This window comes from Pontibacter sp. HSC-14F20 (genome assembly GCF_019599265.1).
In the GTDB taxonomy this organism is placed as follows: Bacteria; Bacteroidota; Bacteroidia; order Cytophagales; family Hymenobacteraceae; genus Pontibacter.
Genome location: NZ_JAHZTC010000015.1, coordinates 83,761 through 108,489 on the forward strand (window position 1 = coordinate 83,761; position 24,729 = coordinate 108,489).

At 48.8% G+C, this 24,729-nt stretch carries 26 protein-coding genes; 14 read left to right on the forward strand and 12 right to left on the reverse strand.

Going from position 1 to position 24,729, the window contains the following annotated elements; translation table 11 throughout:
- Positions 1–4: 4 nt before the first annotated feature.
- Genes K3G39_RS14785 through K3G39_RS14795 form a run of 3 tightly spaced genes read right to left on the reverse strand, consistent with a single transcriptional unit; the run spans position 5 to position 2,662 of the window.
- The gene (locus tag K3G39_RS14785) at positions 5–496 is read right to left on the reverse strand and encodes a dihydrofolate reductase (RefSeq protein WP_220626942.1); all 492 of its coding nucleotides are present in this window, start codon (positions 494–496) and stop codon (positions 5–7) included.
- Complete coding sequence (gene fmt, locus K3G39_RS14790; protein WP_220626943.1) at positions 493–1,428, reverse strand: methionyl-tRNA formyltransferase; 936 nt, start codon at positions 1,426–1,428, stop codon at positions 493–495. The genes K3G39_RS14785 and fmt overlap by 4 nt, the downstream gene beginning before the upstream one ends.
- Positions 1,429–1,432: 4 nt before the next feature.
- Positions 1,433–2,662 carry an exo-beta-N-acetylmuramidase NamZ domain-containing protein gene (locus K3G39_RS14795; RefSeq protein WP_220626944.1) on the reverse strand — a complete coding sequence of 410 codons (1,230 nt, stop codon included), beginning with the start codon at positions 2,660–2,662 and terminating at the stop codon, positions 1,433–1,435.
- A gap of 111 nt (positions 2,663–2,773) precedes the next feature.
- Here K3G39_RS14795 and K3G39_RS21190 point away from each other — a divergent pair, with 111 nt between their 5' ends.
- Positions 2,774–3,988 (forward strand): FtsX-like permease family protein, encoded by a 1,215-nt coding sequence (locus tag K3G39_RS21190; RefSeq protein WP_220626945.1) that lies wholly within the window; start codon positions 2,774–2,776, stop codon positions 3,986–3,988.
- 596 nt (positions 3,989–4,584) lie between these two features.
- Here K3G39_RS21190 and K3G39_RS14805 read toward each other — a convergent pair.
- The 3 genes from K3G39_RS14805 to K3G39_RS14815 all read right to left on the reverse strand — a co-directional run bounded on the left by K3G39_RS14805 (position 4,585) and on the right by K3G39_RS14815 (position 6,836).
- On the reverse strand, positions 4,585–5,442 hold the full coding sequence (locus tag K3G39_RS14805; RefSeq protein WP_220626946.1) for a mechanosensitive ion channel family protein: 858 nt from the start codon (positions 5,440–5,442) through the stop codon (positions 4,585–4,587).
- Between the two features lie 91 nt (positions 5,443–5,533).
- Positions 5,534–6,235, reverse strand: a complete 702-nt coding sequence (locus K3G39_RS14810; protein ID WP_220626947.1) for a peptidoglycan DD-metalloendopeptidase family protein — start codon at positions 6,233–6,235, stop codon at positions 5,534–5,536.
- Between the two features lie 46 nt (positions 6,236–6,281).
- A complete protein-coding gene (locus tag K3G39_RS14815) occupies positions 6,282–6,836 on the reverse strand; it encodes an HNH endonuclease (protein ID WP_253405077.1) in 555 nt (184 codons plus the stop codon).
- 258 nt (positions 6,837–7,094) lie between these two features.
- Between K3G39_RS14815 and K3G39_RS14820 the strand changes: the two genes are divergently transcribed.
- The 3 genes from K3G39_RS14820 (at position 7,095) to K3G39_RS14830 (ending at position 11,357) form a co-directional block, all read left to right on the forward strand.
- On the forward strand, positions 7,095–8,180 hold the full coding sequence (locus K3G39_RS14820; protein ID WP_220626948.1) for a ferredoxin--NADP reductase: 1,086 nt from the start codon (positions 7,095–7,097) through the stop codon (positions 8,178–8,180).
- 132 nt (positions 8,181–8,312) lie between these two features.
- The gene (locus tag K3G39_RS14825) at positions 8,313–10,025 is read left to right on the forward strand and encodes a M3 family oligoendopeptidase (RefSeq protein WP_255594379.1); all 1,713 of its coding nucleotides are present in this window, start codon (positions 8,313–8,315) and stop codon (positions 10,023–10,025) included.
- A 309-nt stretch (positions 10,026–10,334) separates the two neighbouring features.
- The gene (locus K3G39_RS14830; RefSeq protein ID WP_220626950.1) at positions 10,335–11,357 is read left to right on the forward strand and encodes a copper resistance protein NlpE N-terminal domain-containing protein; all 1,023 of its coding nucleotides are present in this window, start codon (positions 10,335–10,337) and stop codon (positions 11,355–11,357) included.
- A gap of 435 nt (positions 11,358–11,792) precedes the next feature.
- Here K3G39_RS14830 and paaD read toward each other — a convergent pair whose 3' ends face one another.
- The 5 genes from paaD to K3G39_RS14855 form a co-directional block, all read right to left on the reverse strand.
- On the reverse strand, positions 11,793–12,278 hold the full coding sequence (gene paaD / locus K3G39_RS14835; RefSeq protein ID WP_220626951.1) for a 1,2-phenylacetyl-CoA epoxidase subunit PaaD: 486 nt from the start codon (positions 12,276–12,278) through the stop codon (positions 11,793–11,795).
- 102 nt (positions 12,279–12,380) lie between these two features.
- Entirely contained in the window at positions 12,381–13,136 is a 756-nt protein-coding gene (gene paaC / locus K3G39_RS14840) for a 1,2-phenylacetyl-CoA epoxidase subunit PaaC (protein WP_220626952.1), read from the reverse strand.
- Positions 13,136–13,771 (reverse strand): phenylacetic acid degradation b, encoded by a 636-nt coding sequence (locus tag K3G39_RS14845; RefSeq protein WP_220626953.1) that lies wholly within the window; start codon positions 13,769–13,771, stop codon positions 13,136–13,138. The genes paaC and K3G39_RS14845 overlap by 1 nt, the downstream gene beginning before the upstream one ends.
- A gap of 116 nt (positions 13,772–13,887) precedes the next feature.
- On the reverse strand, positions 13,888–14,874 hold the full coding sequence (paaA, locus tag K3G39_RS14850) for a 1,2-phenylacetyl-CoA epoxidase subunit PaaA (RefSeq protein ID WP_220626954.1): 987 nt from the start codon (positions 14,872–14,874) through the stop codon (positions 13,888–13,890).
- A gap of 80 nt (positions 14,875–14,954) precedes the next feature.
- Complete coding sequence (locus K3G39_RS14855; RefSeq protein WP_220626955.1) at positions 14,955–15,527, reverse strand: TetR/AcrR family transcriptional regulator; 573 nt, start codon at positions 15,525–15,527, stop codon at positions 14,955–14,957.
- A gap of 353 nt (positions 15,528–15,880) precedes the next feature.
- Between K3G39_RS14855 and K3G39_RS14860 the strand changes: the two genes are divergently transcribed.
- The 10 genes from K3G39_RS14860 to K3G39_RS14905 all read left to right on the forward strand — a co-directional run bounded on the left by K3G39_RS14860 (position 15,881) and on the right by K3G39_RS14905 (position 24,173).
- On the forward strand, positions 15,881–16,654 hold the full coding sequence (locus K3G39_RS14860) for an enoyl-CoA hydratase/isomerase family protein (RefSeq protein WP_220626992.1): 774 nt from the start codon (positions 15,881–15,883) through the stop codon (positions 16,652–16,654).
- 71 nt (positions 16,655–16,725) lie between these two features.
- Positions 16,726–17,208 carry a fatty acid hydroxylase gene (locus K3G39_RS14865; protein WP_255594380.1) on the forward strand — a complete coding sequence of 161 codons (483 nt, stop codon included), beginning with the start codon at positions 16,726–16,728 and terminating at the stop codon, positions 17,206–17,208.
- On the forward strand, positions 17,181–18,068 hold the full coding sequence (locus K3G39_RS14870; RefSeq protein WP_220626957.1) for a MerR family transcriptional regulator: 888 nt from the start codon (positions 17,181–17,183) through the stop codon (positions 18,066–18,068). Before K3G39_RS14865 ends, K3G39_RS14870 begins: the two co-directional genes overlap by 28 nt.
- Before the next feature lie 210 nt (positions 18,069–18,278).
- Entirely contained in the window at positions 18,279–18,788 is a 510-nt protein-coding gene (locus tag K3G39_RS14875; protein WP_220626958.1) for an RNA polymerase sigma factor, read from the forward strand.
- 36 nt (positions 18,789–18,824) lie between these two features.
- Entirely contained in the window at positions 18,825–20,333 is a 1,509-nt protein-coding gene (locus K3G39_RS14880) for an NAD(P)/FAD-dependent oxidoreductase (RefSeq protein ID WP_220626959.1), read from the forward strand.
- A gap of 15 nt (positions 20,334–20,348) precedes the next feature.
- A complete protein-coding gene (locus tag K3G39_RS14885) occupies positions 20,349–21,182 on the forward strand; it encodes a phytoene/squalene synthase family protein (RefSeq protein ID WP_220626960.1) in 834 nt (277 codons plus the stop codon).
- 4 nt (positions 21,183–21,186) lie between these two features.
- Complete coding sequence (locus K3G39_RS14890) at positions 21,187–21,723, forward strand: hypothetical protein (protein WP_220626961.1); 537 nt, start codon at positions 21,187–21,189, stop codon at positions 21,721–21,723.
- Positions 21,724–21,729: 6 nt separating this feature from the next.
- Positions 21,730–22,428, forward strand: a complete 699-nt coding sequence (locus tag K3G39_RS14895; RefSeq protein ID WP_220626962.1) for a lycopene cyclase domain-containing protein — start codon at positions 21,730–21,732, stop codon at positions 22,426–22,428.
- A 6-nt stretch (positions 22,429–22,434) separates the two neighbouring features.
- On the forward strand, positions 22,435–23,286 hold the full coding sequence (locus tag K3G39_RS14900; protein ID WP_220626963.1) for a 4-hydroxy-3-methylbut-2-enyl diphosphate reductase: 852 nt from the start codon (positions 22,435–22,437) through the stop codon (positions 23,284–23,286).
- Between the two features lie 197 nt (positions 23,287–23,483).
- Positions 23,484–24,173 (forward strand): fatty acid desaturase, encoded by a 690-nt coding sequence (locus tag K3G39_RS14905; RefSeq protein ID WP_220626964.1) that lies wholly within the window; start codon positions 23,484–23,486, stop codon positions 24,171–24,173.
- Positions 24,174–24,361: 188 nt separating this feature from the next.
- On the opposite strand, the gene K3G39_RS14910 is transcribed toward K3G39_RS14905, so the two are convergent.
- The gene (locus K3G39_RS14910) at positions 24,362–24,712 is read right to left on the reverse strand and encodes a heavy-metal-associated domain-containing protein (protein WP_220626965.1); all 351 of its coding nucleotides are present in this window, start codon (positions 24,710–24,712) and stop codon (positions 24,362–24,364) included.
- Positions 24,713–24,729: the final 17 nt, after the last annotated feature.

A 24,729-nucleotide genomic window follows, 5' to 3' on the forward strand; every position in this document is an offset into this window, starting at 1 on the left:
GCGGCTATACCTTGCGGCTCAGCTCCTTAAAGGTATAAGCATACTTGTTCTTCTCGTCTGGCTTGTGGCTTTCTGCGCTAACTTCCTGCCATTCCTCTTGCTTCAGCTCAGGAAAAAAAATGTCTCCATCAAAGGTATGGTGCACCTCCGTCAGGTATAATGTATCGATAAAAGGAAGAGCTTGCTTATAGATTTCAGCACCGCCTACAATGCTCACTTGCTCACTGTCCAGTTCTTTGCCCTTTGAAATCCCTTCTTCCACCGAGTTTACCACGATACAACCTTCCGCTTTGTAGTCTTCCTGACGTGTAACGATGATGGTGGTACGGCCGGGGAGGGGCTTACCAATGGACTCGAACGTTTTGCGGCCCATGATCATCGGGTGGCCCATTGTTTTTTGCTTGAAGTGGCGCAGGTCAGCAGGCAAGTGCCAGATCAATTGGTTGTCCTTCCCGATGACGTTGTTCTCGGCTATGGCGACGACAATGGCTATCATGCTTGTTCGTTTTTAAAGGTATAGCCTCTGAGTAAATCTTGCATCGGCATGCGCTTTTTGCCTTCCATCTGGAGGTCCAGAATATTGAGAGCACCTGCGGCAGTCTGTACGTGCAGATAGGTCTTATTATCCGTCTTGATTTGACCAGGTTCCAAGGTATAGGCTGTATCTCCCAGCACTTCCGTCTTGAAAATCTTAAACGTCTTCCCATCGAAACGGGCCCAGGCGGCGGGGTAAGGGGAGAGGCCACGGATAAAGTCGCGTACCTGATGAGCAGGCTGATTCCAGTTTATTTCGCAGGTCTCCTTGAAAATTTTGGGGGCATGCTTCGTATCGGCAGACGTTTGCTGCGGCTGTGATTGTACTTCGCTACGCTCGATGGCCTGTACGGTTCGAACGGCCAGCTCAGCGCCTTTGTGCTTCAGCTTTTCGTACATGCTGCCGAAATCATCCTCCCCCAAAATCGGTACGCGGTCCTGGAAAATCAGGTCGCCGGTGTCGATTTCGTGCTTGAGGAAGAAGGAAGTAACGCCTGTTTCTTTTTCTCCGTTGATGATGGCCCAGTTGATAGGCGCCGCGCCGCGGTACTGCGGCAACAAGGACCCGTGTATGTTGAAAGTACCCAGTTCCGGCATGGCCCACACCACTTCAGGCAGCATCCGGAAAGCTACGATAATCTGCAGGTTCGCCTGGTGGCTGCGCAGTTCTTCTAGAAAAGCCTCTGACTTCAGGTTGGTCGGCTGCAGCACCGGTATACCTTGCGACACAGCATATTCCTTCACAGGTGATTGCTGTAGCTTCTGGCCACGGCCTGCTGGTTTATCGGGTGCCGTGATGACCGCTACTACATTATAGTTGTGTTCGACGAGTGCTTGCAGGGTAGGCACCGCAAAGTCCGGTGTACCCATAAACACGATGCGTAAATCGCGCATGGTTCTATTCAAAATCAGGGTATAGCAAATAGTTTTTGCGGAGCACTTTGTAGTCCGACAAGTTTGGCTCCCAGCTGGCTCTTATCTCCGTCTCTGTTTTGCCGGCAATCACTTGCTTGCGCAACTCCGAAGTGCCTGCCAGTTTCTCAAAAAAGTTGTTGAAGAATTTATCCTTGTTCGACGAGTTGTTGTACATCTCCAACAGGTACTTCAGGGTAAACGGCTGCGCAAACGAAGGGTCAGTCAAATCCATACCGTAGCACTTAACATCTTTATGCGGCGGATCAGTGGCTCCTGGTGTGCTGACAGGTGTAAACGTGTAGTCCTTCTTCTGGTAGAATGGGGAGCCAATTACTTGAAAAGGTGTAGGCGTGCCGCGACCAACGCTCACGTTCGTTCCCTCAAAGAAACAGATGGAAGGGTATAGCGCAATGGACTGTGGGTTTGGCAGGTTCGGGGAAGGACGTATAGGCAGCTCATAGGCCATTGTGTGGTCGTAGTTCTCCATTTTAATCACGGTCAGGTCGCAGCTTCTCTCGCCTTCCAGCCATTTTTCGCCGTTAATCATCTCGGCCAGTTCGCCCACTGTGAGGCCGTGCACAATCGGAATCGGGTGCATGCCCACAAAGGACTTGTGCTCCGTCTCCAACACCGGGCCATCTACGTAGTGCCCATTCGGATTCGGGCGGTCCAGCACGAGTATCTTTTTGTTATTTTCGGCGCAGGCTTCCATGGCGTAGTGCATAGTGCTGATGTAGGTATAGAAGCGGGTGCCCACGTCCTGAATATCAAACACGAGCACATCGAGGTTCTGCATTTGCGCTTTCGAAGGCTTCTTGTTGCTGCCGTAAAGCGAGATAATCGGCAGACCCGTTTTGGTGTCTTTTGCGTCTTTGATGTGCGCACCAGCGTCGGCCTCGCCACGGAAACCATGCTCTGGCGCAAAAATGGTGGTTACTTCCACACCACGGCTAATCAGGGTGTCCACGAGGTGGGTTTTGCCAATCATCGACGTCTGGTTCACGACCATACCTACCCGTTTGCCTTCGAGGTGCTTCAGGTACCGGTCGAGTTGTTCGGCACCCAAAGCCAGCGGTTTCTGTACAGGTGCTTGGGTAGTTTCTTCGGTGGCCGGAGCATTTTGCTCAGCGGCGGTGGCAGGTGCCTGTTTCGGTGCGCAGCTGTTAAAGCTAAGCATAAGGGCACTGCAAAGTATAGCAAATGGTTGTGTCATCAGTGTTGGTTTTTCAGGGTCGGGTTTGGAGACTCGCTCGCAAATACGAAAATTTAACAGTCCCGAAGTCAAAATTCATACCTATCTTTAAGGCAGTTTAGACGCAAGCGAGTGAACGTATCCAAATTCATATCTGATAAGATTTCCGAAGTACAGGCAGGTTCTTTCACCACGTCTGTGACAAAAATAGCAATTATAAGCATAGCTGCAGGCATTGCCATCATGATTGTGTCATTTGCGATTCTGGAAGGCTTCCGCGACGAGATACGAAACAAGATCTTCAGCTTCGGGGCACACCTGCAAATCAGCAAATACGACACCAACAACTCCTTCGAAGGTGCTCCCATCAGCACGGCCACAGGTATAAACAGCACCGAGGAGATCGCAGGTATACAGCACATTCAATCGTTTGCCCGCAAAACGGCCATCATCAAAACCGACGACGAAGTACTGGGTGTGGTGATGAAAGGCGTGGATAAAGACTATGACCTGAGTGCCATGCAGGCCAACTTAGACGAAGGCGGAGTAGTTTCATTCTCGGATACCGCTTCTTCTAAAGACGTGATGCTAAGTCGGAAAATTGCCAACAAACTCCGGCTGAAAGTAGGCGACGAGGCGATTTTCTACTTCATCCAGAATCCGCCGCGAGCCCGAAAACTAAAAGTGGCGGGTGTGTTCAACACGGGTCTGGAAGAATTTGACGAAGTATTCGTAATCGGCGACCTGCAACTGATTCGTGAACTCAACAACTGGCCCGATACCCTGGTGGGTGGCGTGGAGATTTTGCTCAAGGATTTCGAGCAGATTGATATGGTGGCTGACCAGGTGTTTGACCAGATGAACTACGACCTGCAGCTCGAGAAAATAACAGACCGGCATGCCCAGCTTTTCGACTGGCTGCAGCTGTTGCGCAAGAACGTGGTCATCTTTCTGGTTCTGATCATTTTCGTGGCGACCTTCAACATGGTATCCACCGTGTTCATCATGATCATCGAGCGCATCAGCATGATCGGCGTTCTTAAAGCCATCGGGGCCACCGACGCCCAAATACGGAAAATCTTCTACTTCCGCGGTCTCAGCCTGACGCTCAAAGGAATGCTCTGGGGCAACGTCATCGGCCTTGGCTTCTGCGTCGTCCAGTACTACTTCCAGGTCATCCCGCTCGACCCCGAAAACTACTACATGGACACCGTTCCCATCAGTTGGAACTTCGGCATCATCATCGCCCTCAACGTGATTACTTTAGTGATGACCATGCTCGCCATTCTTATACCTGCCGCCATGGTAGCGCGCATTAAGCCTGTACGGGCGATTAAGTTTGATTAAGGGGAGAGATATGCATAAGTTAGCATACAAATTATAGAAAGTGGAGGGGCCCTTGTATCAGTATAGTTATCGCTTATGTTGGGGACAGATTTTTAATACCCTTTCAGGTACAGGCCTGCTCGGTGCCGCCTTGTTTCTTATGTTTCGCTTTGGAATCGATACAACAGGTATAGTTCTTATTGTTGTGTTTCTTGTATTGGGTTTAATTCCACTATTGATTTCATTACATTTTTTATAGTTAGCAAGGGGCTTTCGATTACAATTCAAGCCGATAAGAGACTTATTGAAATTACCAGAAATGGTGAATTATTTAATCTTACATTCGATGAGCTAATAATTGTTGAATTATATGAGCACAAAGGATTGGGGCTATATGAATTTGAGTTTGACTTCGTGAGGTACAGGCTTAAAAATGGGAAACATTTTGTTGCTACAAGCTTTATGACCAGCAATTACTCTATTCCAAATGATGTGGAACTAAGACTGAAGAAAGTATTCTTGCCAATAATTTGGAAAAGAACTAATCTTTAAGGAAACAAATACGGCAGCCCATACCTGAGCTGCCGTTTCCATTTACAAAGATCTATATCTACAAGCTATACCTGCGGCACCGCCTTCGGAGTCTGGCCATTGCTGGCACCACCTATCATCTCCCTTCTTGGCACCGGCATCTTTATACCTTGCTCTTCAAAGGCTGCCTTGGCACGTTCATTCATATCCCAGAAAAAGGCCCAATAATTTTCTTTTTCTACCCAGACTCTCACGCTCAGGGTGAGGGAGTGCTCGGCAAAATTGGTTACCACAATGGCAGGCGCTGGGTCGGTCAACACACGGTTGTCAGCTTGTATCAGATTCTGCAAAAGCTGACGCACCTTCCCAATGTCGTTGTTTACCGATACGGCAAAATTGAATTCCACACGGCGGGTCTTCTCGATGGTATAGTTCACCACCACGCTGTTGGCCAGCGGACCATTAGGTATAAAAATAGTCTTGTTATCAGGTGTTTTCAACACCGTGTTGAAGATATTGATCATGTCTACAGTGCCGCCCTGTCCCTGTGCTTCTACGTAGTCGCCCACGCGGAAAGGCTTGATGGTGAGAATCAGCACGCCGCCTGCAAAGTTGGCAAGACTGCCCTGCAAGGCCAGACCAATGGCAAGACCGGCCGAGCCGAGTATGGCAATGAACGAGGTCATCTCAACACCCAGTTGGGCAATTACCAGAATAATCAGTAGCACGCGCAGGGCAACGGCCATGACACTCTTCAGGAACGGGCGCAGTGATACATCCACATCCTTCTTCACCATCAGATTAAACATCATGCGGTTGAGCCAGTTGATGACCCAAAGGCCAACTAACAGAGTGATAACAGCCACTACCAGGCGCAAACCATAAACCATCACAAAATTAGTAATCGTGGCGCTGTAAGCATCAAAATTGAAAAGGTCAGACATTCCGGTCAGTTTTGAGTTCAAAAGAAAAACTCTGGCACCTTTTCGGGGTACCAGAGTTCAAAGTTGGTTAATTTCTACAGCAAAGGCAAAACTAAGCCAAATGGCGGCATTTCAGAATCAGGTTTGGGTTCGGGCAAAGGCTCTCATATACAGCTTGTTCAGACAGGCGCGCCACACCCGGATAATCGCCATTTTTCCCATCCATCGAGCACATTACCTGAAAGTGCAGGTGCGGCGGCCAGTCGCCGTTCACAGGGTAGGGACCTACTTCGGCAATCTTGTCACCTTTACGGAATTCCTTGCCAACTGACAATCCTTCCAGACAAGCAGCATTCAGGTGTCCATACAAGGTATAGAAGGTCACGCCCTCCAACTCGTGTTCCAGAATAATGGTAGGGCCGTAGTCACCGAAGTTAGCGTTGTCAGCGAAGCTGTGCACCTTGCCGTCAAGAGGAGCAAACACAGCCGTGCCAGCTGGTAACCAGACGTCTATACCTAGGTGCAGATCGCGGCTCTCTTCAGCTACGTCAAAGTGTTGGCTGCGGCGGTAGATGAAGCGGTTCTCGAGGTAACCGCCTACCCCGATGGTGGCGTTCTGTTCCTGCAGCATTTGGTTCACGGCCTTATTAAAGGCTTCGGTGTTACGCAGGTTAGTCTGTTGCAAAAGCTGATTAGCTGCCGTAAAATCAAGACGGCACACGTGTTCGCCGTTCAGGTCCGCATCAAGTACGGGCCCGAAGGCAACAGTGTGCCGTCTCAGAATATTGCTAAGTTTCTTTTCGGTATTCAGCATGTAAAAGTGGGGCGGGGAATGTGCCGCCACGCAAGTATAAGAAGAATTATGCTACTTCTTCTACATACTTGGAGAGTGTCTTCAGGCTTTTGGTTTTGCCAAAAAGCTCCTCGGATTTTTTGCTGTAAGCCTGCGCAGCTTCCTGCAGCGTGTCGAAGGTGCCCAGGTTAATGCGTTGCTTGTTATGGTGAATGATGGCGCGGTATTTTTGAGCCTCTTTGTGCACGCCGCGTACACCCAATTTATTTTCCGTTTTTGCTGTGTTGCGCACAATTTTGCAAAGCGGAGCCCATTCCAGGTTTTCGAGGCGACAGTCGAGCTTGTTGCCGTTCTTGAAATGCACATACAGCTTGATGTTGCTTTCTGGCTTTTCAATCAGCTGTTCGCCAATCATTTTGTGCAGGTAAATGGTTTCGTTGCGGTACTTGCCGTTTTTCAGCGGCCAGTTCTTCTGAAAGAAGGCGTAACCGTTAGAGTGAATGCGCAGGTGCTTCAAAAAATCAATTTGCTGCAGGTAAGCATTGTTTTGAATATACTCGTAAGTGCGGTCGTCCACCATTACGGTTTTTTCACAGTTTTTGAGAGTTAGTTTGTAGAGCATTGGTGTTTTCAGTAATTGTATGGTAAAGAACGGAATGCGGGGGTCGGTTATTACCCGCCTACAGCACAGGTGCGTACTATGTTACAAATGTGCAGCTTTTTTTTCATTCAGCGTTCTTTCTGTGTATGATTTGGTTATAATACGTGATTCGTGAAATCGGTTTTAAAAATTACCCGAAATTTTCACTCAACAGCCCAGATTGTCGTAACTTTCAGTTTGAAACCATGTTTCCCCCTAAAAGACTAGTAATAAAACGATATGAGTAGCCCTTATTTCATGCTGAAGGTTGTGGAGATAACCCGCGAAACCTCAGATGCGATTACGATACACTTAGAACATCCCGATAAAAAACCGATTCCATTCAAGGCAGGGCAATTCCTGACACTTATCATCCCGATTGACGGAAAGAAAGTCCGCCGTTCTTACTCACTGTGTTGCGCCCCGAACGAGGGCAATCGCCTGTCAGTAACTGTTAAACGTGTAGAAGGCGGTCTGGTTTCTAATTATTTGCTTGATAATCTGCAAGTTGGACAGGAAATTGAGGTGATGGAGCCGCTCGGTAATTTTAACTTCGTTCCAGAAGCCGGAAAAAGCCGTCATGTTATCCTTTTTGGCGCCGGCAGCGGCATTACACCACTTATGTCCATGCTCCGGGCAACGCTGCGCGAAGAGCCGAATACCATAGTGACTTTGTTGTATGGCAACCGCGATGAGGATTCAGTTATTTTCAAGCAACAGCTGCAGGAACTGCAGGCCGCCAATCCGGAGCGCCTGCATGTGGAGTATATCTATAGTCAGCCCAAGCATGCCTGCGACTACCGCGGCCGCATGAATCAAAGCATGGTGCTGAAGATACTCGAGCGTTTGAAAGTGGCCAAACCAGCTGATGCGCTCTACTACATGTGCGGACCTGAGGGTATGATGGAAGAGGCCCGCAAAGCCCTGAATGTACTGCATGTGCCTGCCGACCGCATTTTCCGCGAGAGTTTTGTGAGCAACAAACTGGTGGAGCAGCAGGAGCAGGAGCACCACGGCGACGTTTCCTCATCGAACGATGACGGTGAGATTACCACTCAGACCGTCACTATCATTTACGAAGGAGCCGAGTACAGCGTGGTGGTAGAGCCGGACCAGACCATACTGGAAGCGGCGCTTGACCAGGACGTAGATTTGCCATATTCCTGCCAGGCTGGTTTGTGTACCGCCTGCCGTGGCAAGTGCCTGAGCGGAAAAGTACACCTGGACGAACGTGAGGGACTTTCTGACGCCGAACTCGACGAAGGGTATGTACTCAACTGTGTGGGCCATCCTTTAACCGCTAATGTGGTCATCGAAATAGGCTAGAATACGACTGTTGTAACTTCAATTTAGCTGCGCTATATTTTACATATATAGTGCAGCTTTTTTTTGCACTTTCAGGAGAAGTCTCTATATTACCTTTTCTTTACAGAACCACCTATGAGTAAAACAGAAGCTATGATACAAGTACCCGAACGAAAGAAGCGGGTTTACCTGTCCGAAGACTTTAAAATAGATAACTGGGAAACAATACAGCCATATTTTGAAGAGCTGAAAAGCCGACCTATCAACTCAGGGGAGGAGCTGGAAAAGTGGATGAAAGACCGTAGCGAACTCGAGAGCGTGCTCTCTGAAGACCTCGGTTGGCGCTACATCCGCATGACCTGCGACACCCAAAATGAGGATATCACAAAAGCTTTCCAGTATTTCGTATCAGAGATAGAACCCCAAATTGCCCCTTACGACCACGAACTCAACCTGAAGTTGATGCATTCGCCTTACGTAAACGGGCTCGACAAAAATAAATACCGCATCTATCTGCGCGGCGTAGAACGTGCACTGGAGATTTTCCGGGAAGAGAATATTCCACTCAACACCGACATCAGCACCAAACAGCAACAGTACGCCGCCATAACAGGGGCTATGACCGTGACGCTGGACGGCGAGGAGATGACCCTGCAACGTGCCGCCGACCGCCTGAAGCGCAATGAGCGTGAAGTACGCGAGGAGGCGTGGCGTGCCATACAGGAGCGCCGCACACAGGACCGCCAGAAACTCGACGACCTGTTCGACGAACTGTTAAAGCTTCGCACGCAGGTTGCCCAAAATGCTGACTTCGACAACTTCCGGGACTACATGTTCGCTGCCATGGGCCGCTTTGACTATACCCCGCAGGATTGCTTTGATTTTCATCAGTCCATCGAAGAGACTATCGTGCCTCTGTTGTCAGGTATAGATCACGAACGCAAAGAGAAGCTAGGTATAGCTGACCTGCGCCCGTGGGACCTCGACGTAGACCCGAGTGGAAAAGCACCTTTGGAGCCATTTCATTCAGGTGAGGAACTCCTGGAGAAAACGATACAGGTATTCTATAATCTTGACACTTATCTCGGCGACTGCCTGGCTACCATGCGCGAAATGGGCCACCTGGATCTGGAATCGAGAAAAGGAAAGGCGCCAGGTGGGTATAACTATCCGCTGGATGAGATTGGAGTTCCGTTCATTTTCATGAATGCCACTTCGAGTCTGCGCGATGTGATTACCATGTTACACGAAGGCGGCCACGCCGTGCATTCCTTCCTGACCCGCGACCTGACGCTCAGCGCATTTAAACACCCACCTTCAGAAGTAGCCGAACTGGCATCTATGTCAATGGAGCTGATTTCAATGGACTACTGGGATACCTTCTTTAGCGATGAAGACGAATTACGCCGTGCCAAACGCACACATTTGGAGAGCGTACTCGAGACCTTCCCGTGGGTAGCTACCGTGGATAAGTTTCAGCACTGGCTGTATGAAAATCCAGGCCATACGCAGGAAATGCGCCACCAGGAGTGGCTCAATATTTTCGGGCGTTTTAATCACTTAGAAGTTAACTGGAACGGACTCGAGAAGTATAAGCCCTTCATGTGGCAGAAGCAGCTACACATCTACGAAGTGCCCTTTTACTACGTAGAATATGCCATGGCACAGCTGGGAGCTATCGCCGTCTGGAAGAACTATAAAGAGAATCCTGCCGAAGGACTGGCCGCCTACAAGCGTGCCCTCAGACTAGGTTATACCGTCTCGATTGGCGAGGTATATGAAGCTGCCGGCATCAAGTTCGATTTCAGCTCGGAGTACATCAAAAGCCTGGTAGATTTTGTGAAAGGCGAAATGGCTAAAATATAAGGTATAGCTATACCTTCGCGAAAGCCCCGTCGTTACCTGCGTGTGACGGTGGGGCTTTTTCTTTTTACAGTAAGGTTGCCGTTGTCAGATAGTAGTTCTAGCTTTGTGAGCACAGTATTAAAACGTGCGCTTACCAGTATTAATCTCTTTGTCGGAGAGATTAATTGCCCTTTCAAGTAGAGAATTTATACCTGTTCGAAAAGAAACATGAACCCGCTTAAACTCTTGTTCCCAATAGCGATTTTATTGTTATGCATCGCTGCAGCCTGTACCAACTTGCCAGGCTCTGTTACGCAATCCAACGCACCTATGTCAAATGCAGAAGTTGCACGGACAGCCATAGGCATGTGGTCGGGCACTATTCCCTGCGCCGACTGCCCGGGGATAGATTATACCTTAGAGCTTCATGCTGACAGCACCTACCGCGAGCGCATGGTGTACCAAGGGCGCAGTGCGACACCATTCGTACAGTCTGGTCATTGGGGTGTTGGCGATGGCAGAGTGCAGCTAAAAAAACAAGGCGTAGGTAATAATCAGTTAGTTATAGAAGGCGAAACGTTGATCATGCTCGATAGTGAAGGCAACAAAATTGAATCGCAACTTGCCGATGCCTACCGCCTGGCCCGCCAAAACCCGGAAGAACCAGAGGACAATCCTAGCCTGTGGCGCGAGAAGTATGAGCGGGGTATAGACTTCGCTGCTACCGGTAACGAACCATTTTGGTCGCTGGAAATTGACTTAGAAAAAATGATAGAGTTCAAGGCGCTGGATGAAGAGAATGGCAGCGTGCTCACCCCGGTTCCTGCCGCTGAAAAGCTGGAAGGAGCGGAGGGTATAGTTTATAAAGTGCAAACTGTATCAGGAAATCTGGAAATCCGGCTGGTGAAAGAGACTTGCGTCAACACGATGTCAGGTCGTAAGTTTCCTTATACTGTAACTGTGTTGAAAAACGATATGGAATACAAAGGCTGTGGCATGTACCTCCGTGACTCCCGCTTAAACGGCAACTGGAATTTGGTTGAGCTAGAAGGGAAAGCCATTAATATTAAAGATGCTGAACAAAATCAGCCTTTCCTGAACATAGATTTAGCCGAAGGCAGGGTGTCGGGAAGAGCAGGTTGCAACAGAATAACAGGCAGGCTTGAGCCAATCAGTGACAGAATCAATTTCGGTCCCATCGCCGCAACGAGAATGGCTTGTCTGGATATGGACCTGGAGAGCCAGTTTTTGCGGGTGTTAAGTGACGCAGAGTTGAGGTATAGCGTAAGTGAAGAAAGTCTGGAATTGTTGTTGGGCGGGAAGGCAGTTGCTGTTTTCGCTAGGGGAAAGTAAGTGGGGTATACCTAGGCTTTCAGGTATACCAAGGGGTATTGTTTTATAGCTTCGCCTGTGCGGCGGGCACTCACTTTTTATCTTGACATAAAAAGTTAGCAAAAAAATCAAGACTTCCCAAATCGAGGGCCCCTACCCCCACTCGTTGAACGCTCAAACACTGAGTAGTCATTTAAGTGCACCTGGCTCAGTGATTTATTTCATAGCCTAAAGGGCAAGTTACTCTTGCCATACCTGCCAGTGGTGTTTACTATGGAGCTATACCTAGAAACTGGCAGTAGTAGAAGTCCCCATTTGAAGGGGACATGGGGATGTTAATCGTACACGAAGATTCCTGTCAATCCGTGGGGTAGGGGCCTTCTTAAATCCAGATTCAAACAAAAAAATCGCCTGTCGTTTCCAACAGGCGATTTTTTTGTTTTCTTATCAATGCAGTTATAGCGGCTTGAACTGCTCAAACATCTGCCGGCAGTCGTTGCAGTAGTGCATGGAACGGCATAATGTTGGTCCGAAAGGTGTGCGTAGGTCGGTGTTTTCGCTGTCGCAGTAGGGACATTTCGCATGCTCCAGAATGTCCAGATCGAGAATCAAATCATACTTTGGGGGGGGGGCCAAACCGAATTCCTTTAGGTGCTGACGCCCTTTTTCCGAAAGCTTGTTACTGTCCCAAGGCTGGTCGAAAGACATAATGACGGTATGGTTGGTAATGCCATACTTATCCAGAGTGCGCTCCACGTCCTTTTTCATGTAGTCCATGGCAGGGCAACCGGCAAAGGTCGGCGTCATATTCACCGTCACGTGGCTTTCGTCAGATATAGTCACGCCCGTGATCACCCCCAAATCCACCAGCGACAACACCGGTATCTCAGGGTCCTTCACCTCCTCCAACAGGATCAATATGTTTTCTTTTGTCAGTTCCATGCTTTTACTTGTAGACAAAGGACTTAATGACTAAAGACAAAGGAATTGACTGTGTTATGTTCCATCTTATATCCTTTGAAAAACTGTCCATTGTCAAATCAGTTACCACTCCGCAGTCGGGTCAATTTTAAACACTTCGGCCATCTCGTCGAGAAGCGGCTGTAAATGCTCGGTATGCTCGCCGTTGCGACCGCCAAACTTTGGCTCAGTCGTATTCAGATCTGGTAATTTCAAATCAGTCTTTTCAATCACCGCCTGAATGCGCTCCAGCCACTCGGCTTTCACGGCCTCCTCGCCAGCGTATACGCCAGATTCGATTAACTCCTGTTCGAACTTCGAAGTCTCAAACATACCCAACGCATAAGGTATAGCTTCGGTCAAAGAAGACTGCAAACGCAGGATGGCTTCTTCGGTAGAAGAGCCCAGGTTCTTGATCCAGGTGTTGGCGTGCAGTACGTGGTACTTCACTTCACCTTTCAGCTTAGTAGTAACTTTGGCAATTGGTTCGTAGCTCGACTGGCTCAGCATCTCGAAACGGATGATCTCGGCGTTGTCGTACAGGAAGTGACGAATCAAACTGAAGTCGTACTCGCCGTTAGGCAGCTCAACCAACTGGCTGTTGTGAAACTGGTTGGCGTTGCGTGTAAAGGCAACCGTATCCGGGTCAGTTTCGCCTAGGTCCTGAAGCAAGGTATAGAACGCCAGGCTATGGCCAATTTTATCCTGCGCCATTGATGAGAAGGCAATGTCTTCTTCGAGGATCGGGCCGAAGCCTGTCCACTCGGAGTTGCGGTGGCCCAATATCAGTTGGTCGTCGGCCAGTTTGTATAAAAGGTCTTTTATCGCGAGCTCGTTCATTAGGAGGCAGTCGTTTTGTGTTCTTCTTTATACTTTGTGATTTTGTCCATCACTTTGTAGGCGATGGCTTCGCGGTACTTTTTCTCAGGTATAGTGGTCCACATGTCCTTGTCCTCTTCTGCTGACTGCAGTACATGCTTCGATTTCATCACCCAAACATTCACAATCGGGCCTTTCTCGCCGAATTGTTTGCGTGCTTCCTGTAGTGCTTCCTGATAAGAAGTCGCCATTACACGACCTACATGGGCATGTGCTTTGCCACGTTTCTTGAGGTGAAAGATTTCGTAAGCCTCAACTTCTTCGCTGCGCTCCGTCGGTTCTTCTACACGCATCATGTCGTACACATTTTCCTGGTCGCCTACATAGGGCGTCACCTGAATGTGTTCAGTGCGGACAATCCAGAGGCCTACGCAGGTAAATCGGCGGCTATACTGTTCTTTCGCAAACAGGAAAGCCACGTCTTCGTTTGGCGCGTGAACGGGTCCCACATAGGTATGGGCGGCTCCGTCTTTTTTCTGATGAAAGGCCTCGTATGTTTCAAACTGGTCCAGCTCCTGCTTTGGCTCAATAGCGGGCGCCTCGCCTTCCGGCAGGTTCAGTCGGGTTACTCTTGGGTCTAATGATTTTAAGCTCATGCTTCGCTAATTATGAATCAAAAATTAGAAAATAGAAATGAAGTCAAGCCTTTTGAGAGCCACGTACTTCAAATCAATTTCTAATTCATAATTTCTCATTTCTAATTTGTCATTGGCTACGCCAATGGCTTCACATACTTTGCTTTCGGGTTGAGGAGTGCTCTGCGAACCCAGGCACCACGCTCTTCGGCGGTGCGGCGCACGGCCAGTCGCTCGGCGTTACAAGGACCGTCGCCGTTTATCACACGCTTGAACTCATCCCAATCCGGCTCGGTGTATTCCCACTGACCGGTTTCCATGTTCTTCTTCAGTTTCGGGTCTGGCACAGTCAGTCCAAGTTCCCAGATCTTGGGCACATACATGTCGAGGAACTGCTGGCGGCACTCGTCATTAGAGGCCATCTTCACTTTCCAGCGCATGAGCGTTTCGGTGTGTGTACTCATTTTGTCCGATGGGCCAAAGAAGGTCATAATAGGAGGCCACCAGCGGTTGAGTGCAGCCTGAATCATTTCGCGCTGCTTGGATGAGCCGGTTGCCATGTGCACTACAGCGTCGTGCCCATACTTCAGGTGGAAAGCTTCTTCAGCACAGATACGTTCCAGCGCACGGGAGTAAGGACCGTACGAACCTTTGGCATTGGCCATCTGGTTTACAATCGCGCCCGCGTCAATGAGCCATGAAATGATGTTTGAGTCTGCCCAGGTAAAAGCCGGGTAGTTGAACACATTCGAGTACTTGCTCTTTCCATTAATCAGGTCGGTCAGCATTTGCTCGCGTGTCTTGCCCAGTGTTTCGGCGGCACTATATAATAACTGTGCGTGCCCAACTTCGTCCTGCACCTTGGCCATTTGGGCCATTTTGCGGCGAAAGCCTGGTGCGCGGGTAATCCAGGTACCTTCTGGCAGCGCACCGATTATTTCGGAGTGCGCGTGTTGCTCAATCATACGAATGAGTTGCTTGCGGTAGAGCTCGGGCATCCAGTCCTTTGGCTCAATTTTCTCGCCACGGGCGATACGCGCTTCAAACTCGGCCAGCTTTGCAGGGTCTTCAGTCTGCAGGTTGTCGAATTTGGTAGCTTCAAAAACGTTTCCTCCTCCGTACATAATATTTTCAGTTTTAAGGTTTAGTAAAAAGTGCCGGACTGTTAAGGTGGTCAGTCCGGCTAAGGTTAGGTATAGGTAAACTAGTTAAGGTTCGTCTTTAAACCATTCAGCAGCATGGCCGACAGGTTTCCGGCAATCTCCGCCGGTTTCATTTTCCCCTCCGGCTTGTACCAGGTATGAATCCAGTTCAGGCCTGAGAGAATCGTCAGCACGGCAAACTTCTCATCTGGCACCTGAAACTCACCGCTGGCTATACCTTGGCGGATGATTTCGCGGAAGTAATTTTCATATCGGTCGCGCAGGGCCAGAAAATCGGTATGGTAAGGCTCACTTAAGTGGCGCCACTCCTGCAGAAACACGGCAGAGGCCTCTGTGTTGCGGGTGAGTACCTGCACATGCGCTGAAATAGCGCGTTTCAGTTGTTCAGTGGCGCTGGCATCCTCGTCTTTCACAGCTTCAATCGCTCCGAAGAACTCTTCTGCCATCCGGAAGCATACCCGCTGCAGAATCTCTTCTTTGGAACGGATATGCGAGTAAATGCTGGCTGCCTCTATGCCCAAGGCATTGGCCAGGTCACGCATGGAGGTGGCCGAAAAACCTCTGCTCTTGAATAAGGCCGTAGCCGTTTGCTCTATCTGTTCTTTCCTGCTCAATTATACTTCTAATATAGATAACAACAAATGTAAACAACCTAACGTTCGTTAGCAAATAATTTTTACGGAGTTTAAACACCTTGGGTTGAGTTAATATCCGGCTCCTATACCTTTTCCCTTTACTTGAAATCTAACAGAAGATTAACTGATGACCGCAGGCTGTGTGGAGGACAACTCGACTATTGCCTAAGATTTTGTACCTGTTTTGCTGAGACATTCACCTAATTTGCTTATCTTTTTCGAGCATTAGCTATTTGCTCGCGTATACCTGATACCGGCTTGCCGGTGTAAGAAAACCAATTTTAGAAGACATTACCATGACTGACACAACACAACCACCTATCACGCAAACCATGGATTTCGTGCGCTACGAAGTAAAGGAGCGTGTTGGGTATATCACCCTGACCAGATCTGAAAAGCGAAACGCCCTGAATGCTGAAATGGTAACCGAACTGAAGCGCGCTTTTGCCGCCGCCGAAGACGACGAAACCTGCAAAGTAATTGTGCTGCGTGCCGAGGGCAAGGTGTTCTGTGCCGGTGCCGACCTCGAGTACCTGCAGCGCCTGCAGCAATACGACTACCACGACAACCTTGCCGACTCCACCCACCTGATGGAGCTCTTCCGTCAGATCTATACCTTAAAGAAAGTGGTGATTGCCCAGGTACACGGGCATGCCATAGCGGGCGGCTGCGGACTGGCTTCCATTTGCGACTTCACGTTTACGGTTCCTGAGGCTAAGTTCGGCTACACCGAAGTGAAGATCGGCTTTATACCTGCCATTGTTAAAGTGTTTCTGCTACGCAAAATAGGAGAGGCCCACGCCAAGCAACTGTTGCTTACCGGCGACCTGATCTCGGCTGCCGAGGCACAGGAATATGGTCTGGTGAATTACGTGGTGCCCGCAGACGAACTGGAAGAAAAAGTATTTGGCTTCGCCCAAAAGCTTTGCAAAGAAAATTCGCGACAGAGCATGGAGGTGACCAAAGAGATGATAGCCCGTGTGCAGGAAATGTCGCTGGAAGAGGGCTTGCAATATGCCGCCGAGATGAACGCCGTGGCCCGTGGCAGTGAGGATTGTCAGCGCGGTATTGATGCCTTTTTAAATAAACAGTCACTGAGTTGGTAGATTTCTGTTAAGTTTTCAAAACCATTTGTTAAACTTGTTGTTGGATGAGTATGCTGATGGGGCTTGGAATAATGTTAATCACTTTTGTAGCGATGGAAGGCGTGGCCTGGGCCATGCACAAGTATGTGCTGCACGGTTTTCTGTGGTTTCTGCACAAGTCTCATCATACGCATCATAAGCACGCCTTTGAGTGGAATGACCTGTTTTTTGCCTATTATGGAACCCTCGCCATGCTGTTCTTTATTTTCGGCAGCGAGCCCATTGATTATCGGTTCTGGATTGGCGCAGGCATTACACTGTATGGCGTGGCTTATTTCCTGATACACGATGTTTTCATCCACAGGCGCATCAGGCTTTTTGGTAATACGTCTAATGTTTACCTCAAAGCCTTAAACATAGCGCATAAAATGCATCATAAGCACACGGCCCGCGACGGCTCAGAATCTTATGGTATGCTGTGGGTGGCACCGAAGTATTTTAGGTCCGCATACGCAATTCTACAAAAACAACAACAAGGGGAACAGACGTGGCGCAGTACACCATCAAAGAGCTAGAACACCTCTCAGGTATCAAAGCTCATACCATCCGCATCTGGGAACAGCGCTACAATGTGCTTTGTCCCCAGCGTACCGACACTAACATCCGGTATTACAGCGACGCTGACTTAAAAACACTTCTGAATATCTCACTCCTGAACGAGCAAGGGTATAAGATATCTAAAATTGCCAGGATGAGCCCCGAACAGCTAAAGCTGACAGTGCAGCAACTGGCCGAACAGGAGAGTACAACGCTTTCGCACCACATCAACAACATGGTTACGGCTATGATCGATATGGACGAGGAGCGGTTCGACAAATCATTCTCCACTGTAACCTTGCAACTGGGCTTTCAGGATGCTATGCTACAGGTGCTATACCCTTTCCTGCATAAGATTGGCATTTTGTGGCAAACCAATAACATAAGCCCTGCGCACGAGCACTTTGTGAGCAATCTGGTGCGGCAGAAACTTATCGTGGCCATAGACGGGCAAGTGGTGAAACGCACAGAAGACACACCTACCTATCTGCTATACCTGCCGGAAGGTGAGCTGCACGAGATCGCTTTGCTTTTTATGAACTACCTAATCCGGGCACACCATCATCAGGTGATCTACCTGGGCCAGAACCTGCCTTTTGAAGATCTGAAGCAAACCTACGAGCAATTGAAGCCCGCAATCATTTGTACGGTTCTGACAATAGTGCCGGAACGGGAGCTCGTGCAGGAATATATTGAGCGGGTGGCAGTAACTTTTCCAGATGCGCGTATTTATTTCTATGGCTACCAGGCGCAGCATAGTTTTCTTAAATACCCAAAAAATACGCACCGCCTGAGTTGCATCAACGATTTTGAAGCGGTGTTGAAAAAAAATATTTAAAAGTTAAACAGCTCCCTGAAGCAGGGATAGTTCAACAATAAAGGTCAAATCCGATTGGGTTTGGCCTTTTTTGTTGGGTAAAATTCAATAACCAAGTTTTGTAAACAGTGCTGTTTGTTTACTTTAATTGAAAAAATGATAAACAAAACTTGGCTTAAATTTATATATACCGTATAATTGTTTAGTTGTTAAAGATAAAAATTAAACATTATGACGGCAGTAGAATTTTCCAATCATATTCAGTTGGCAGCTGGTTCGTTGAAGCCGGTAGCTATGAACCTGACCCGCAACGCGGACGATGCCAAAGATCTGGTGCAGGAAACGTTACTTAAGGCGCTCTCTAACCGCGACAAGTTCAACACCGGCACTAACCTGAAAGCATGGCTATACACCATCATGCGGAACACGTTTATCAACAACTACAACAAGATAACTAAGCGCAGCAGCAATATTGACAGCACAGAGTATCTGCAGTACCTAAACACAGACGACAGCTTTGTGACAGTTAACAAAGGCACGGCGGCATTTGTGATGAGTGATATAAAAGCGGCTATTGCCAAATTAAATGAAGAACATCGCACGCCCTTTATGATGTATTACATTGGGTATAAATACTTGGAAATAGCTGAAAAACTGAACATTCCGATCGGGACAGTGAAGAATCGCATCCACATTGCCCGCAAGGAACTGAAGAAGTTGCTACAGGTTTATGGCGACTAACTACAACTAATGCTGGGATTTTTAGTAAATTTCTAGATGATGTCAAAAAAAGTAATCGTGATTGGTGCCGGCTTTTCGGGACTTTCGGCCGCCACCAGTCTGGCAGACCAGGGTTACGAAGTTACGGTGCTCGAGAAGAACGCCACTCCCGGCGGCCGTGCCCGAAGTTTTGCAGAGGCAGGCTATACCTTTGACATGGGGCCAAGCTGGTACTGGATGCCTGACGTGTTTGAGTCTTACTTCAACAAGTTCGGCAAAACCGTTTCTGATTACTATGACCTCGTGCGGCTCGATCCGTCTTATACCGTAGTGTTTGGTGAGGATGATTTTGTAGACGTACCTGCCTCGCTTGACGAACTAAAGGCACTCTTTGAGCAATGGGAGCCGGGTAGCGCCGCCCGTCTTGATAAGTTTCTAGAACAGGCTGCCTATAAATACGAGGTAGGTATTAACCAACTCGTCTACAAACCTGGTCGCTCGGTGAGTGAGTTCATGAGTTTGCGCCTACTGCTGGATGTGCTTCGCATGGATGTGTTCCAGTCCATACACGCACACATCCGCCGCTTCTTTTCGCATGATAAGATCATCAAGCTGATGGAATTTCCGGTGCTGTTCCTTGGAGCGCTGCCGCAAAACACTCCGGCACTGTATAGTCTGATGAATTATGCTGACATCATCCTGGGCACCTGGTATCCGATGGGGGGCATGTATAAAATCATCAAAGGGATGGTGCAGCTGGCTAAGGAGAAGGGAGTCTCATTTCTATACAACCAAGATGTGAAGAAGATTGAGGTGGAGCAAGGTATAGCCCGCCGCGTGCGAACTGCCACAGGTATGTTCGAGGCTGATGTTGTTGTGGCCAGCGCCGATTACCATCATGTAGAGCGCCATCTATTAGCGCCGGATTTACGGAGTTATACAAACGACTACTGGGACAAACGTGTCATGGCGCCTTCCTGCCTGATTTTCTACTTAGGTATAGGCAAGAAACTTAACAACCTGCGCCACCACAATCTGTTCTTTGACGAGGATTTTGGGCCGCATGCGCACGAGATTTATACTGACCCGAAATGGCCGGCCAAACCACTGTTCTATGTGTCGGCCCCGTCAGTAACCGATGCCGGTGTTGCGCCGGAAGATTGTGAGAACTTGTTTGTGCTGATGCCAGTAGCGCCGGCCTTAGAAGATACCGAAAAATTGCGGGAGCGTTATTACGACCTGATCATGGACCGTCTCGAGCGTCTGACCAAACAGGAAGTACGCAGTGCCGTGGTATACAAGCGCAGTTACGCCCACCGCGATTTCATATCTGATTACAATGCCTTTAAAGGCAATGCCTATGGCCTGGCCAACACGCTGATGCAGACCGCCCTGCTCAAGCCGAGCCTCAAAAGCAAGAAAGTGAAAAATCTCTACTATACCGGCCAGCTAACCGTGCCGGGCCCAGGTGTGCCGCCGTCCCTGATTTCGGGGCAGGTCGTGGCAAAGGAAGTGGCGAAGGATTATGCCTTGGCACCGGGTCAGCGATTACCAGTGAGCAATTAACGCACCAGTAAAACTATGGATTTATTTAAAGACACCTGCCTGAAGTGCAGCAAGCTGATTACCGAGGCGTATAGCACATCGTTTACACTCGGCATCAGGACGCTGCACCGTAAATTCCACGACCCGATCTACGCGATCTATGGCTTTGTGCGCTGCGCCGACGAGATTGTGGACACTTTCCATGACTACGACAAGCGCAAACTGCTTGACCAATTCAGCCAGCAGACTTTTGAAGCCATTGAGCAGGGTATCAGTCTAAACCCCGTGCTGCATGCTTTTCAGTGCGTGGTGAATGAGTACAAGATTGACCGTGCCTACATTGAAGCCTTCCTGAAGAGCATGGCCATGGATCTGGACGACCACGTGTATGATCCGGCCCTGTATAAAGAGTACATTTATGGTTCGGCGGAAGTAGTAGGGCTGATGTGCCTGAAAGTATTCTGCGAAGGAGATGAAGAACAGTTTGAGCGGCTGAAGAAACCAGCCAGCAGCCTGGGAGCTGCCTTCCAGAAAGTGAACTTCCTGCGCGACATGCAGAGCGACTTTAAGGACCGGGGCAGGGTGTACTTTCCGGCCGTGGACATACACACGTTCAACAATGTGTGCAAAGCGCAGATAGAGGCTGACATTGCAAAAGACTTTGAGGACGCCTATGCCGGCATACTGGCTTTGCCCCGTTCGGCGCGCATGGGCGTATACCTGGCCTATGTCTATTATCAGAAGCTTTTCCGGAAAATCAAAGGGCTGCCGGCAACCCATATCTTAAATGAGCGCGTAAGAGTACCTGATAACACAAAGTTTGCCTTACTTTTAGGCTCCTATGTCAGGTACCAACTAAACGCCATCTAACCACGTGAAGAATAGCTTACAAATACTTTTCATTTTTCTGTTTTTTAGTTTTACCGCGCTGGCTGATAATTCCAGAGATTACAAATTGTCAGTGCTGCGCGTGCAGTTCGTGGAGGCCAGCAAAGACAGCAGGGCCGGCCGCGATTTTCATAAACTGATGAGCAACTACGAGGACAACAACCCTGTGGTACTGGCCTACAAGGCGGTTTCTGAGGCGATTATGGCCAAGCATGTCTGGAACCCTTACATGAAGATGAAGCATCTGCAGAAGTCTTCTGAGATATTTGAAGAGGCGGTGAAGCTCGACGCTTTGAGCCCCGAAATACGGTTTCTGCGCTTCACGGTAGAGCATTATGTGCCGCGCTACCTTAACCTGAGCAAAAACCTGCAGGACGACAAAGCTAAGATCATCGCTGGTCTGGAACGTCACCCGAAATCCGGCTTGTCTAACGACATGGCCCGCGATATTCGCGCTTTTATGCTGACGAAAGACCATTGCACCGAACAAGAAAAACAAAGACTCAAACGCATACCGATTTAAACCCTGATGCCGCTATACCTATACCTGAACATTTTCACCATCCTGTTCCCGCTGCTGCTCTCCTTCGACAGAAAAGTGGCTTTTTACAAGAACTGGCCATACCTGTGGCCGGCCATCCTGATCAACGCAGGGCTATTCATCATCTGGGACGAACTTTTCACGCAGGCAGGTATATGGGGCTTTAATCCGGAGTATCTGGTGGGCATCTATCTATTTAATCTGCCCCTCGAAGAAGTGCTTTTCTTTATCACGGTGCCTTACGCCTGCGTCTTTATTTACGAGTGCCTGAACGCCTACATCACCAAAGACTTGTTGCAGCCTTACGCTAAGGGTATCACCTTTGTGCTTATACCTGTGCTTTTGTTTCTGGCGGTTTTCAATCTGGAGAAACTCTATACCTCCATCACCTTTACTTTGCTGGCGGCCATGCTGGGCGCCCACTACTACTATTTCAATACCCAAAAGCTGGGGCGCTTTTATCTGGCTTATGTTGTGCACCTTGTGCCGTTTTTGCTGGTGAACGGTGTGCTTACTTATCTACCCATTGTCTGGTATAACAATAGCCACAACCTGAATCTGCGCATTGTGTCTATACCTGTCGAGGACTCTATGTACTCCATGCTGATGCTTTTGATCACGATTTCGATTTACGAAGGCTTAAAACAGCGTTTTGCTGTTAAACAATATCAACCTTTGGCTGTATAAAGGTATATGCGAAACCTTCAAGTCACCATCGATTCTAACTCAGGCTTTTGCTTCGGCGTGGTCTATGCCATTCAAATGGCCGAAGACCTACTCGACGAGCAGGGGTATCTCTATTGCCTGGGCGATATCGTGCACAACGACGTGGAGGTGGAGCGGCTGCAGAAACGTGGCCTGCGCATCATCAATCATGACCAACTGCGGGAGCTGCGCGATGAAGCCGTACTAATTCGCGCCCACGGCGAACCACCCGCCACCTATCACATGGCATTGCAGAATAACCTGACCTTGGTAGATGCTTCCTGTCCGGTAGTGCTTAAGCTGCAGAATCGCATCAAGACATCATACGACAAAGACGAGCGCATCTTTATTTATGGCAAGCACGGGCATGCCGAAGTGATGGGACTTTTGGGGCAGACGAGCAACAAAGCAGTGGTGTTCGAAAATCTGGATGAGTTGATGCAGCACGAGTTGCCGTCAAAAATTACGCTCTACAGCCAGACCACCAAAAGCACCAATAACTTCTACAACATCAAAGACACGCTCGAGCAAAAAGGCTACGAAGTAGACGCCAACGACACCATCTGCCGACAGGTATCCAACCGCGACAAAGACCTGCGCAAGTTTGCTGCGCAGTTTGATAAGATTATCTTCGTGTCGGGCACCAAGTCGAGCAACGGCAAAGTGCTCTATCAGGTATGCAAAGACACCAACCCGGCTACCTACTTTGTCTCGAAAGTAGGGGAAATTCAACCTGAGTGGTTTGCCGACGACGACAAAGTGGGAATCTGCGGTGCTACTTCTACACCCATGTGGCTGATGGAGGAAGTGCGCGATTTATTGCTGCGGGGAACTGTTTAGTCAGTTATAGCTAAGCTGCCATAAACAAGGTATAGCCGCAAGTAAAACAGGTATAGCTAAAGCTCAAATTTTTAGTAGTACAGGCGAATCCAACCTGGCAAATGCAGGTATAGCACGAGATAGACGGCTGGATAAACCACCACGTAATATTGGTAATTAATCCCGTCCTTTGTCAAATTAGCTTTTGTCAGAAAACCATGGCGAAGACAATCAAAAGAGATAACAGAGGTATAGCAATCGCAGCCATTATCGTGGCGTGCTGGTTTGGCCTGCTCGTATACCTGCTGCGCTTTCCGGTTGATTTCGCCTCGCCACTGTCATACCTGTTTCTGTTGCTGCAGATGCACCTGTATACCGGGCTTTTTATTACCGCCCACGACGCCATGCACAGCGTAGTCGCTCCCGGTCGACCTAAACTGAATCGCTTTATCGGTACCGTTACCGCTTTTCTCTTTGCTTACAATTGGTACCCGAGGCTCTTGCCGAAGCATCACCAGCATCACAGGCATGTAGCTACTGAGGAGGACCCGGACTACCATCATGGTTCCTTCTGGCCTTGGTACTACAGCTTCCTGAAAAACTACATCACCTGGTGGCAGATCGTGCTGATGGCCATTACTTACAACGTTCTCCAGCTGTTTTTCCCGCTTGAGAATGTGGTGATGTTCTGGATGGTGCCTGCCATACTGGCTACGTTTCAATTATTCTATTTCGGTACCTACCTACCACATCGCGGTGAGCACGCGCCTGATAACCGGCATAAGTCCGGCACGCAGTCCAAGAACCACCTGTGGGCATTTGTGAGTTGCTACTTCTTTGGCTACCACTACGAGCACCACGACAAGCCCTACCTGCCGTGGTGGCAGCTGTACAAAGCGAAATCCTGAAGGATTTTGACAACGGACCATTAGACGAAGGACAAAAGACTTTAAATATAGAAAAGGCCTACTTCTGGCAGTGCAGGAGTAGGCCTTTTCATATTTTGTAAACTTCAGGGATTAAAAAGAAGGTGCGCTTAGCGCTCTACTAACAAAGTCCTTTGTCCTTCGTCAAAAAAATCCTTTCTCAAAAAACCCTAGTGCGCGCCAGCTTCTTTGCGGCAGCAATCGTCCAGCTTGTTGTAGGCACGCGGCGTAGCGGGCTTGTCGTCTGCATCGTAGCCGGTGTCGTTCACCGCCTTGCGGATCTTGTCTTCGTTGGTTTTTTTAGGATCAAAGGACACTGTCAGCATTTTTGAATCCACATCCAGGTTCGATTTTTTAACGCCTTTCTCGTAAGCCATCGCTTTTTCCAGGCTCTTTTTGCACATGTCGCACACGGCTGACGTCTTGATTTGGATTGTTTTCTCGTTGCCACTCTGAGCCTGTGCGCCGAGCGCTGCCAAGAGCATCACAAATACTAAGCTGAGGTTTCTGAAGATTTTCATAAGGAGATTTATTATTG